General features: G+C 71.6%; 10 protein-coding genes. 5 read left to right on the top strand and 5 right to left on the bottom strand.

Translation table 11 applies throughout. The features are described from left to right. Positions 1–108: 108 nt before the first annotated feature. On the bottom strand, positions 109–1,026 hold the full coding sequence (locus JIAGA_RS0114860; RefSeq protein ID WP_211239669.1) for a DNA-3-methyladenine glycosylase family protein: 918 nt from the start codon (positions 1,024–1,026) through the stop codon (positions 109–111). Between the two features lie 63 nt (positions 1,027–1,089). Here JIAGA_RS0114860 and JIAGA_RS0114855 point away from each other — a divergent pair, with 63 nt between their 5' ends. From JIAGA_RS0114855 to JIAGA_RS0114845, 3 genes are all read left to right on the top strand, one after another. Continuing rightward, a complete protein-coding gene (locus JIAGA_RS0114855) occupies positions 1,090–1,824 on the top strand; it encodes a TIGR03089 family protein (RefSeq protein WP_035812561.1) in 735 nt (244 codons plus the stop codon). 84 nt (positions 1,825–1,908) lie between these two features. Beyond that, on the top strand, positions 1,909–4,098 hold the full coding sequence (locus tag JIAGA_RS35290; RefSeq protein ID WP_026876274.1) for a glycosyltransferase: 2,190 nt from the start codon (positions 1,909–1,911) through the stop codon (positions 4,096–4,098). A 1-nt stretch (position 4,099) separates the two neighbouring features. Further along, positions 4,100–4,651 (top strand): hypothetical protein, encoded by a 552-nt coding sequence (locus JIAGA_RS0114845; protein ID WP_035812559.1) that lies wholly within the window; start codon positions 4,100–4,102, stop codon positions 4,649–4,651. A 19-nt stretch (positions 4,652–4,670) separates the two neighbouring features. On the opposite strand, the gene JIAGA_RS0114840 is transcribed toward JIAGA_RS0114845, so the two are convergent. Beyond that, positions 4,671–4,982, bottom strand: coding sequence for a hypothetical protein (locus JIAGA_RS0114840; protein WP_157553183.1), 312 nt, complete (start codon positions 4,980–4,982; stop codon positions 4,671–4,673). Between the two features lie 88 nt (positions 4,983–5,070). Between JIAGA_RS0114840 and JIAGA_RS0114835 the strand changes: the two genes are divergently transcribed. Then, on the top strand, positions 5,071–6,279 hold the full coding sequence (locus tag JIAGA_RS0114835; RefSeq protein WP_157553181.1) for a hypothetical protein: 1,209 nt from the start codon (positions 5,071–5,073) through the stop codon (positions 6,277–6,279). Positions 6,280–6,307: 28 nt separating this feature from the next. Here the strand turns inward: JIAGA_RS0114835 and JIAGA_RS0114830 are convergent, their stop codons facing one another. Continuing rightward, a complete protein-coding gene (locus tag JIAGA_RS0114830) occupies positions 6,308–8,200 on the bottom strand; it encodes a hypothetical protein (RefSeq protein ID WP_026876270.1) in 1,893 nt (630 codons plus the stop codon). 296 nt (positions 8,201–8,496) lie between these two features. Continuing rightward, positions 8,497–9,213 carry an MIP/aquaporin family protein gene (locus tag JIAGA_RS29920; RefSeq protein ID WP_051426111.1) on the bottom strand — a complete coding sequence of 239 codons (717 nt, stop codon included), beginning with the start codon at positions 9,211–9,213 and terminating at the stop codon, positions 8,497–8,499. Positions 9,214–9,384: 171 nt separating this feature from the next. Here JIAGA_RS29920 and JIAGA_RS35940 point away from each other — a divergent pair, with 171 nt between their 5' ends. Then, complete coding sequence (locus tag JIAGA_RS35940) at positions 9,385–11,544, top strand: acyltransferase family protein (protein ID WP_425402768.1); 2,160 nt, start codon at positions 9,385–9,387, stop codon at positions 11,542–11,544. Here the strand turns inward: JIAGA_RS35940 and JIAGA_RS29915 are convergent. Then, a complete protein-coding gene (locus tag JIAGA_RS29915; RefSeq protein WP_051426110.1) occupies positions 11,487–12,110 on the bottom strand; it encodes a hypothetical protein in 624 nt (207 codons plus the stop codon). The two genes, JIAGA_RS35940 and JIAGA_RS29915, sit on opposite strands and share 58 nt — an antisense overlap. Positions 12,111–12,167 lie beyond the last annotated feature (57 nt).

Here is a 12,167-nt window from a genome sequence, read left to right as displayed (position 1 = left end):
ATCAACGGGACGGCAGGGGCTGGCGAGGGCGGGACGGCAGGAGCTGGGGTTGGCGGGGGCGTGCGCGGGCGGGCGGGGAGGTCGCCCAGGCGACCGCGGCGCCGGGGCTCAGATGGCGCGGTAGTCGCGGACCGGGGCGCGTGGGCCGCGCCGCGGCGGCATGGGCCCGGAGCGCAGCACCAGCACGCACGCGCGGTGGCGGTGCCCGCGGTAGGGCTCGAGGAGTTCCAGCATGAGCTCGTCGCTGCCGCGGCGCTGCCCGGTCAGGGCGTACGTCACTGCGTGCGGGAGCCCGTAGTCGCCGACGGAGACCGCGTCGGGGTCGCCGAACACGCGTTGGCGCACTTCCGCCGAGGTCCAGGGGCCGATGCCAGGGATGGCGCGCAGCCGGCGGTCGGCGTCGGCGGTGGACATGCCGGTGGTCTCCTCCAGCCGCGCGGCGTGCCGGGCCGCGGTGACGATGGTGCGGGAGCGCTGCGGCCCGACCCCGGCGCGGTGCCACTCCCACGACGGGATGCGCGCCCACTCGGCCGCCGTCGGAACCACCCGCAGCCGGTTCGGCGCCGGGCCGGGCGCGGGCTCGCCGAAGCGCCGCAGCAGCCGCATCCAGCCACGGAATGCCTCGGTGCCGGTGACTTTCTGCTCGAGGATGGCGGGCACGAGCGCCTCCATGAGCAGCCCGGTGCGGCCGATCAGGGCGCCGGGATGGCGTCGGTGTGCCTCCCGCAGCACGGGGTGCTCAGGATCGAAGCCGGTGGGGTCGTCGTGCTCGCCGAGCCAGTCGGGCACGGCCTCCAGCGCGGCCGCGGCACCCGGCCCCCAGGCCGTGGCGGCCACCTCGGTGGCTCCGGCCCGGCTGCCGGCGACGACGCGCAGGCACACTGTCGCGGGCTCGCCGCCGGGCCGGCAGGTACGCCAGATGCGGGCGCCGTCGACCTGGAAGGCGGGGTCGTACGGCCCGCGCTGGTGGACGGCGAGCGTCGGCAGAACGTCGACCGGACGCCGCGGCCGCCACGTCCTGCTCATCACATCGCCAGTCAAGCACGCCGATCCGACAGCCTGCCCGTCCACCGCCGTAGGCTGCGACCCATGACCGACACCCCGGCAGGACTACTGCGCACCGAGGTGGGCCGTGACGGCTCGCGGCCGCTGGTCACCTTCTACGACGACGCCACCGGCGAGCGAGTGGAGCTCTCCACGATCACGTTCGACAACTGGGTGGCGAAGACCGCCGGCCTACTCACCGACGGGCTGGGCGTGGAGCCCGGCGACCGCGTGAGCCTGCTGCTGCCGGCCCACTGGCAGGCGCTGGCCTGGGCGTGCGCATGCTGGACCGTCGGCGCCTGCGTGGTTCTCGACGCCGATGACGACGCCGTCCAGGTGACGGTCGCGGGGCCGGACGCCCTGGACGTCGCGGCCGGCCGGCCGGGCGATGCGGTGGCCCTGGCGCTGCGCCCGCTCGGCGGTCGGTTCACCGAACCGCTGCCGGCCGGCGTGGTCGACTACGCCGTCGAGGTGCCCGGCTACCCGGACCGGTTCGCGCCGATCCTGCCGCCGGACCCTGCCGAGCCGGCCCTTGAGCACGCCGGGACCACGCAGACGCTCGCCGGCCTGGTGGACCGCGGCCGATTGCGCGCCGAACAGCTCGATGCGGGGCCCGGCAGCCGGCTCCTGGTGGGAACTGACGACCTCGGGACCGCCCTGCTGGACGCGCTCCTGGTGCCGCTGGCCGTCGGCGGGTCAGCGGTCCTGGTGCGCAACGAGAACCCGGACGGCCGGGCGGCCCGCTCCGCCGCCGAGCGGGTGACGGCCTCCACCACCTGACCCGTTCGATCACCATGGCCGTGCCGTTCTCGATCCGGGCGGGCAGGAGTGAGCGCCCCTCCGGGTGTGGCACCATCTGAAACCATGCCCGCACACGACGCGCGAGAAGTCGACGTCCTCGACGTCTCGGACCTGCGCTTCCCGGGCGGCACGTCGCACAGTGTCGCCGAGGAGATCACCGCGCAGGCTCGTGCCGGCTACTCCACCGGGCTGATCAGCCTGAACGGGCCCCTGGTGGCCAAGGTCACGCCGGTCAACCGGCTCATCCGGCGGGCGGTCGAGGCCGGCCGGGCGCGGTTGTTCGTCGGCCCGGCGCCGGTGCGCGCCAAGGTCGTCGTCGTCCGGCATCCGGCCGTGCTGCAGCACGCCGCCGACCAGCTGCCGCCCGTCGACGCCGACCACGTCGTCATCGTGGCCAACGCCGCGCCCTACGACATCGACGGCCACGAGCACTACCGCCCGGAGGCCGTCCACGACATCGCCCGGCACCGGTTCGGCCGCGAGCCGCTGTGGGCGCCCATCGGCCCGCTGGTGCGCGACTCCATCGCCGGGCGAGTGCCCGCCCACACGCTGACAGACTCCGACTGGGTCAACATCATCGACGTCGACGCGTGGGCCACGCAGCGGCCGGCCGGCACCCGGCCCGGTGACCGTCCCGTCGTCGGCCGGCACAGCCGCTCGTCGCCGCAGAAGTGGCCCGCCGACGCCGCCACCCTGCGTGCCGTCTACCCCGTCGACGGGTCCTGGACGGTGCGCGTGCTCGGCGGTGCCGGCCCGGCCGAGCACCTGCTGGGTGAGCTACCGGACAGCTGGGAGGTGCTCGAGTTCGGCGCGCTGCCGCCGCGGGACTTCCTCGCCTCGCTCGACTTCTTCGTCTACTTCCACAACCCGCGCTGGGTCGAGGCGTTCGGGCGCACCATCCTGGAAGCGCTCGCCACCGGGGTCCCGGCCGTGCTGCCGCCGCACTTCGAGCGGGTCTTCGGCGACGCCGCGGTGTACGCCGAGCCCGACCAGGTGCGGGGTGTCATCGACGCCCTGTATGCCGATCGGGCCGCCTACGACGCCCAGGTCGAGCGGGCCCGCGGTGCCGCCAGGTCCCGGTTCGGCCACGAGGCCCACGTGGAGCGGTTGCACCGGCTCATCGGGCCGCCGTCGGGGGCGCCCATCGGCACGACGGCACCGGCCGCGGCCGCCGCCGCGGCGAGCACCGCCGCGACGCCGCGGGCGCTGTTCGTCAGCAGCAACGGTGCCGGCATGGGACATCTGACCCGACTGCTGGCCTACGCGCAGCGGAGCGTGCCCGCCCTGGAGCCGCACTTCTTCTCGTTGTCGCAGGCCGCGCCCGTGGTGGGGAACTTCGGGCATCCCTACGAGTACCTGCCGTCGGCCACCGCCACCGGCCTGGAGCCGGCGCGCTGGCACAAGTACTTCGCCGCCCGGCTGTCCGCCACCATCGAGCGGATCCGGCCGTCGGTGGTGGTCTTCGACGGCACGTGGCCCTACGAGGGCATCACGCTGGTCCGTTCGGCCTTCCCGGAGGTGCGGTGGGTGTGGTCGCGGCGCGGCATGTGGCGCGCCGGCAAGAACCGGGAGCAGCTGGCCAAGGCGGCCTGGTTCGACGTGGTCATCGAGCCCGGTGAGCTGGCCGCTCCGGCCGACCACGGTGTCACCACGACCGCCACGGCGCACCGGGTCGGCCCGGTGACGGTGCTGGACCGCGACGACCTCGGCTCGAAGGCCGAATCCCGTGCGGCGCTGGGACTCGACCCGTCGGTTCCGCTGGCACTGGTGTCACTCGGCGCCGGCAACATCAACGACACCAGCGGCGACCTCGGCGCCGTCGTCGCCGCCCTGCGCGACCTCGGGGTCGAGGTGTGCGTGACGAAGCCGGAGATCGCCACCCAGCAGGGGCGGGTCGACGACGTCCACGTCGTGCGCGAGTTCCCGCTGTCGCGCCGGTACCACGCCTTCGACCTCGCCGTCAGCGCTACGGGTTACAACTCGTTCCACGAGCTGCTGCGTTTCGGCCTGCCGACGCTGTTCGTGCCGAACCATTCGACGGCGCTGGACGATCAGGAGGCCCGGGCGCACTACGCCGCCCAGCAGGGTTGGGCGCACTCGCTGGACGTCGTCACCGTCGACCAGGCCAAGCCGCTGCTGGCCGATCTCCTCGACCGCGGCGAGCAGATGGTGAAGCGGGTCGCCGACGCCGACCCGGGCAACGGCGCCGCCGAGGCGGCCCGGGTGCTGACCACGCTCGCCGAGAAGGGCTGACATGGCCGACCGACGCAGGCCCCGCCGGGTGATGCGCCACGTGCGCCGTCTCCCCGGCTACCGGTACGCCCGCCGCACGGTGGTGCCGCGGCTGCGTGGCAGCGTGACCGCCCGGGCTGTCGTGCACCGGTTGTTCGCGGTCGACTCCAAGCAGCACACCCCGATGGACGTCGCCCCGGGGACGCTGCTGGCCGGGGTCGGCGCCGAGCGTCTCCCCGTCGTGGTGGTGGTGATGATCGGCCGCTCGGCCGACCAGGTCCGCGCGGTGCTGGACGAGCTGGCCGAACTGCAGGTGCTGACCGCCGGGTTCCGGCCGGTGGTGGTCATGGACGCGCCCGCGCTGGCCGCCGCCCGCGGCTACGGGTACCCGGCCGAGCTGCTGATCGCCGAGGCTGACTGGACCGATCCGGCTCAGCCGTGGGACGAGTACGTGCGCGCCACCCTGGGCGCGATCTTCGTGACGTACCGCAGTACGGCGTCACTGGTGGTGGGCCCGGACGGGCTGGGGCGCACGGAACGGCAGCTGCTGGCGGCGCTAGCCCCGCACCGCTGACCGGCCGGCGGGACCCCGCTCAGCGCATCTGCAGGTCGATGCGCATGGCGCGGGCCGCGCCCTCGGAGACCTCGGGCTCGAGCTCGTCGATCTTCTCCTGGACGTCGTCGGCCAGGCCGTCCAGCGCGGTCTTGACCGGGCCGGCGTTGGGCGACAGGTAGTCGTCGTGGATCTGCCGGGCCTTGCTACCCGTCCAGGCCGGACCATCGCCGATGGCCTCGGTGGGAGCGTCCATGTTCGGCGTCTCGGAAACGGCGTTCTCGGTACGGGTCAGCAGCCCTTCCATCGCGGAGATGAACGGGTTGGGAACCATGCGAACGTCGTCGCTCATCACTACCTGCTTCCGGTCCGGTCACGAGCATGGTGAGGCTACCATGTCGCTTCCATACCGGGCCGACAGCGATGGTTAGGGTGACTGCGTGCGAACCAGGAAGATGGTCATAGGAACGGTCATCGCTCTCACCGTCGTCACCGGTTGCTCCTCCGACGACGAGAACGGGTTCGAGGTCGAACTACTGGCCGGTGGCGGCGATCAGTCCGACGGCTCCGGACCTGACGCGGCGCTGCCCTTCGCCATCACCCGGCTCACCTCCGACGGCGACGGCACCCTCTGGGGCGTCGCCGGTACCGATGTCATCGTCCAGGTCGGCGAGGACGGCGCCGTTCGCTCCGCGCAGCTCCAGCTGGCCGCAGGTGCGGTTCAGGAGATCGCCGCCGGCCCGGACGGTCGCGTGTACGTGCTCCCCGACCGGTCCGGCCAGGAGGGCGGCGACGCCGTCGTCTACGAGTACTCCGACGGGGAGCTCATGCCTGCCGCCGGCGTCCCCGCGCCCACGCCCGAGGCTCCCGGGCCGGTGACGCCCGACGGCGCCCCCGCGGCCGAGGCCGAACTGGGCTACGTCGGCGACATCGCCGTCGATTCCGAGGGCCGCCTGCTGTTCACCGAGCAGGCCGACCCAGCCGGCGCCGACGCCGGCTTCCTGCTGCGCCGCGTCGAGTCCGACGGCACCCTGGCCACCGTCGCCGGCCGCCCCAACCCCGACCACGATCGCAGCCTCACCGACGACGAAACCAGTGCGGCGTTCTTCCCCGACGGCACCGCCGCCGCCGACCTGACCCTGTTCAGCGAGTCGGCCATCGCCGCCGGCCCCGGCGAGCAGGTGGTGGTGCAGACTACGCAGAGCGTCTTCACCATCGACGGTGGCATCGCGACGACGGTGCTCGGTTCGGCCGCCGGAGGGTCCGCGCCGCCGGTCACCGAGGACGGTCCGTTCAATGGCACGGCCGACGCGCTGAGCATCGACTACCAGCCCAGCTTCCCGCAGCTCACATTGGCGGTCAACGACGACGGCGGCATCCTCGCCAGCACCGGAGCGCTCACCGGCTGGGACGAGGACGCCTACGGCTGGCGGGTTGAGGACGGCAGCGAGCACGCCCAGGCCGTCGCCGACGCCGCCGCGGACGACGACCAGACGGCACACCCGACGCTCTACCTCTCCGCCGACGGCCAGGCATCCGTCGCCGCCGCGTTCGGGGGCCCTGCCGCCTGGGCGGACGACGACACCATCGCCGTCGCCGCCACCGGCGAGGACGACCAGATCATCGTGCTGATCGACGTGCCCGACTGAGCTCGCGCCGGTGCGGCGGCGCGGCCGGTCAGAACCGCCCGTGGTGGTTCTCGCCCATGTAGACCTGCATGGCCGGGTTCTGTGCCCACTGGTTGAAGGCATGCAGCGAGTTGGGGTCGTCGGGGAAGTCCGGGTTGGGCTCCCCGCTGGGCAGGAACGGCGAGATCACGTTGCCGGAGGAGTCGGTGAAGTCGCCGCCGTAGAGCTCCTCGTAGAACGCCGGGTCGGAGTCCCAGGTCACGTCGCCGTCGTTGTACGGGTCGACGCTGCCGGCGTTGTACTCGGCGACCGCCGTCGCCACCCAGGTCTTGTGCTGGTTGGCGAAGTCGTAGCTGAGCTCGGGCGGGCCCTGACCGCCACCCGCGTTGACGATGGCCTGCGTGATCGTGTTCTTCATGGCGTCGATGAAGGCGTCCTTGCCCATGTCGATCAGCGCCTGGGGGTCCGGCGGGACCAAGCTGAAGCCGAAGTCGACGAGTGAGCCGATGAACGCCTCACGGGCCGCTTCGTCGTCGGCGATCTCCTGCAGGACGGTGTCCCACGACCCGCTGAACGCGGCTGCCATCTGCTGCGACACCAGGTCGTCCCAGAAGTGCTCGTTGCCGTTCTCGGACCCGGCGCTGCCGCTGATGTACTCGCCGTACCAGGTGTACATCATCTCGTGCAGCCGGGCCGCGCCGTCGGGGTTGCGCATGCCCTCGGTGATGAACGCCTGCCACGCCGAGGGGTCGACCTCGATGCCGTCCCGGTCCGGGTTGTCGCTGACGCCACCGGGCGCACCCATGCTGTAGACGAGGTCGTCCCAGTACTCCTCGGTGATGTTCACGAACGTGGTGCGGTAGGCGTCGAAGAACGGGAACGGCTCATCCAGCGTGCCGACCTTCTCGATCACGAAGGCGGCGTTCTGCTCGGCGAAGTTGACCTGGTCGTCGTTGTACAGCCCGAGCCGCTCGTACACGCCGCGGGCGTCGACCGTGGCGGCGTTCAAGAATTCGGCGAACGCGACCTGGTAGTCCTCTTCGCTGGTCACCGGGCCGATGACCTGCATCTGTTCCCAGACCTCGTCGCGGTGCTCGGCCATGTACTCCGCACTGGCGCGCGGGTTGCGGGCCAGGCCGGAGTACACCGCGGCCCAGTTCTCGACCTTGCCGACGGTCTCGTAGTCGCCGTGCAGCGCGGCCTCGGAGAACGCCACCAGGGAGCCGTGATCCCAGCTGCCGTGCTGGGTCAGCGCGCTGATGCGGTCGACGATCCTGATGCCGTCCGGATGCAGACCCATGTCCAGCAGCGCCTGGTTGATCTCGCTGATGAACTCCGCGTCGTAGTCGATGCGGAAGCTCGCCGTCGAGAAGACGTTGGCGACGGCCAGCTGTGGGGCCTCGTTCGCGTCGTCGCCGTACTCGTTGGCCTGGTTGTCCGCGTCCATGAGCAACAGCCCGCGCGACGCCGGGTCGAGATTGTTGACGAACGCCTCGGCGAAGTCGGGGTCATGGCCGTACTGCTCGAGCTGCTCGTAGACCTCCGGCGGGATCTCTCCCTCGCCGTTGTTGACCTGCTCGGCCAGCTCCCGGCCGGCGTTCTGGGCGTCCTCGACGGACTCGAAGTCGTCGTTGAGGATGTCGGTGCCCTGCACGCTGATCACGCCGTCGCCGGCCCACCCGTTGCTCTGCTGTTCGGCGAGCAGCTGGACGGCCAGGCTGTGCCGGCGCCGCATGTCGGGCATGATGTCCTCGAGGTCGGTCTTGGCCTCGAGCAGCTTGTTCAGGTTGCCCTTGTCGACCCCGAAATAGCCGAAGTCGGACTCCAGGCCGGAGATCCTGTCGGTCAGCCCGGTCAGCGTGGCGTCCAGGTCGTCGACGGCATCGCCAAGGGCGTCCACGTCGATGGAGGTGTACTCCCCGCCGCCTTCATCCGGATACATCTCGCTCCTTCGTCGTCACCAACAGCGGAGCCCGCACCACGGCTCAGCTCGCTCCACCCCGAGCGGGCCGTGGTCGTCGGTGTGCCCGATATGGCCGACGAGCCCCCAGCATGCAGGACTCTAGCGGAGGAATTGCCTACCGCATCACTATGGTCGCCCGTTCACGACCGGCCGGCGATCCGGCACGATGAACGCGGCGCGACCAGGTCCGGCGTAGTGCTCGGCCCGCGCTGGAGACACCGGGCCAACGCACTTGTGACTAACCGACTGACCTGTAGCTGACCTTCTGTCCCGCGTCAGGGAAGCAGCGAGGGCCCGGGCGGCGGAACGGGCTCGGGATAGCGGGTGTGCCTCGACGAAGGCCGGTCCGCGATGACGAACCAGTAGAGCGCCCACGCCAGGACCGCACCGATGAGAGGCCCGGCCAGCCAGGCCGCGATACCGTCCCACTCGCCGCTGACGACGGCAGGGCCGAAGCCACGCGCCGGGTTGAGCGCGCCACCGGTGACGGCGAGGAGCGCAGCGCTGCCAGCGATGACGGTACCGCCGATGGCGAACGGGTAGACGGACAGCGGCGACCGCTCGTCGACGGCGGTGCCGAAGACAACGAGCACGAGCAGCATGGTCACCAGCGCCTCCAAGGCGATGGCGCCGCCGACGTTCACGAGGCTTTCGTTGATCATGGGTGTGCCGGCGGCGACACTCTCCCGGTTCGTCGTCAGCATGACCGCGAGGGCGCCCAGCGCACCGCCGCCGAACTGGGCGACCCAGTACACCGCGGCTCCGAACGGATCGATCTTCTTCGCCAGGAACATGCCCAGCGTGATCGCAGGGTTGAAGTGCCCGCCGGACACGTGACCCAACGCCGCGACCATACCCATGACGACGAAGCCGTACGCGAGTATGGCCGGCGTCGCCTGCCCGACGACGCCCAGCGTCATCACGGTGACGAAGACAACTGCGAACGTGCCCACCGCCTCGGCAATCACGTTCCGGATCCAGTTGTCGGTCATCGAGAAGCTCCTCCTGCCATGAGTCCCACCACTATGCTCCCCGCGGCAGCGCCGCCAGGGGGGACTTTATCGCGGAAATCATGGCGACCGTGGCACAGGCACGAGAGCTGGAAGCACCGCGGCCCGGACCCACTCCAGTACCGGCGTTCTGGCGTGCGTCGACGATGCGGGATGGCATCATCGTGGGCTGCGGACGCAGGGGAAGACGCACGGAGGATGACATTGATGGCGACGGTGGCCGGGTCCGCTGTCCTGAGCTCGGCCCCGGCTGACACCGGGCAATCGCGGTTCCGTGCGGATATCGAGGGTTTGCGTGCGGTGGCGGTGGGGTTGGTGTTGGCGTATCACGCCGGGCTGCCGCTGGTGTCGGGCGGGTTCGTCGGGGTGGACGTGTTCTTCGTCATCTCCGGGTTCCTGATCACCGGGCTGATCCTGCGCGAGATCGAGACCACCGGCCGGTTGCGCCTGGCCCGCTTCTACGCCCGCCGCATCCGCCGCCTGCTCCCGGCCACCGCGGTGGTGCTGGGCGCCACCGCCGCACTCACAGTGGCGCTGCTGCCCCCGGTGCGGTGGGCGGCCACCGCCGGCGACATCGCCGCCTCGGCGACCTACCTGGTGAACTGGCGCCTGGCCGGGGACACGGTGGACTACCTGGCCGCCGACGCCCCACCCAGCCCGGTGCAGCACTTCTGGTCCCTGGCCGTGGAAGAACAGTTCTACCTGGCCTGGCCGCTGCTCATCATCGCCGTCATCTGGGCCCACCGCCGCCACACCACCCGCCGCGGCCGCGGCGGGTGCTCACCGCGCCGGGTGCTGCTGGCCGCCCTGGCCGCCATCACCGTCCCGTCGCTGGCCTGGTCCATCCACCTCAGCGCCACCGCACCCGGCCCGGCCTACTTCATCACCACCACCCGCGCCTGGGAACTGGGCATCGGCGCGGCCATCGCCCTGAGCGCCACCCGCCTGACCCGCCTACCCCACGCCGCGGCCACCGTCCTGGCCTGGACCGGGCTGGGCGCCATCGCCACCGCCGCCATCACCTACAACGCGACCACCACCTTCCCCGGCCACACCGCCCTGCTCCCAGTCCTGGGCACCGCCGCGGTCATCACCGCCGGGCTCACCACCACCCACACCACCCCCGGCCGGCTGCTGTCCACGACCCCGATGCGCTTCATCGGCGCGCTGTCCTACTCCCTCTACCTGTGGCACTGGCCCCTGCTCATCGCCGCCACCGCCGCCTTCGGCGAGCTCACCCCCGCCCAGGGCCTGGGCGTGGTCACCGCCAGCCTCGTCCCGGCCTGGCTCACCCACCGCCTGGTCGAGGCACCCATCCACCACGCCCGCGCCCTGGCCACCCACCCCGCCCGCGCGTTCGCCGTCGGCGCCACCGCCACCGCCATCGCCCTCACCGCCGCGTTCCTCACCACCCGCGCCATCCCCGACTACGACACCCCCACCCACGCCCCCGGCGCCGCCGCCCTCGGCCCCGACCCCGCCACCGACCCCGACGCCCGCCCCGTCGACCACGTCACCGCCATGACCCCCGACCCCGTCCACGTCCCCGACGACAACGCCGACGTGTACGCGGATGGCTGCCACCAGTCCCAGACGGACGCCGAGATCCTCATGTGCGCGTACGGCGATCTCGACTCCGACCGGGTGGTCGCGCTGGTCGGCGACTCCCACGCCGCGCAATGGCAACCCGCCCTCGAGGAGGTCGCCTCCCGCAACGGCTGGCGGCTCGAGACCTACACCAAATCAGCATGCGGGTTCTTCAGCGTCGACGTCATCAACGCCGACGGCGCTCCGTACACGTCGTGCACCGAGTGGAACGACGTCCTCCTCGACGAGCTCACCGGCCCGGACCGGCCCGACCTCGTCATCACCACTGGCAGTAACTCCTACCGGGTCGCCGAGGACGGCCACGAGCTCGGGGACGACGAGAGCAGCCAGCGCCTGGCCGCGGGCATGCGCGACAGCTGGCACGCCGTCCGCGACGCCGGCGTCGACCTCGCCGTCATCCGCAACACCCCCTGGCTCGGCAACGACCCCGCCGAATGCATCTCCGAAAACCCCGACCGGCTCACCACCTGCGCCGAACCCACCGACGACGCCCTGGACCGCTCCGGCGATACCCAGGTGCTCGCGGTCCAGGAGCTGGGCGGGATCGACCTCATCGACCTCAACGAGGCCATCTGCCCCACCGACACCTGCCCCGCCGTCATCGGCAACGTCGTCGTCTGGCGGGACTCACACCATCTGACGGCGACCTACGCGCGGACCCTCGCACCGCGGCTCGAGGAGTCGCTGGCGCCGTTCCTGTCCTGACCGTCCGTGGCGTCAGTGACACTGGCGTTGTGCCGACGGTCGAACTCGGCCAGCGCGGCGTCCAGGTCGCCCTCCGCGCCGAGTCGGTACCAGAACTCCGGGAAGCGATCCTTCGCGTCCTCGAGGTCGATCGTCATCGAGTACGGGACCGTCCGCAGGAACGCTTCGATGTTGGCGGTCACGGTGTCCACGTAGAACCGCGCGAGCTCGCCGCGCTCGCCGACCGGCCGTTCACGCCGGTGCGGGATCACGGCTTCGGAGAACGCCTTGATGATGTTCGCATTGTGCCCGTTGTCCCAGCGCCGCTCGAAGCTCTGCGCGACCAGGACGGGGTCGCGGCGAAGGTGGACGAAGAGCGCGTCCGCACCGAACCGCGCATGCAGGGGGCCGAGGAACCAGGAGAGCCGATTGTCCGCCTCGACGTGGTCGTCCGGATAGGCGAAGCGCCGCGTGCCGACCTCGCTCGCCAAGGTCTCGTGACCGGCGCTGAAGTTGTCGATGTGGGCACAGGCCTTGATGAACGTCACGGAACCACAGCGGCCCGTGCACAGCACGAATGCGCGCATCTCGCGTCTCCTCGAATCACGAACTCACAACCCGGCCGGCCTTGATGGCCCACACGG

This window comes from Jiangella gansuensis DSM 44835 (genome assembly GCF_000515395.1).
GTDB classification, from domain to species: Bacteria; Actinomycetota; Actinomycetes; order Jiangellales; family Jiangellaceae; genus Jiangella; species Jiangella gansuensis.
Note: the sequence above shows the minus strand (reverse complement) of the source record. Positions and strands in the feature narration are given on the sequence as shown.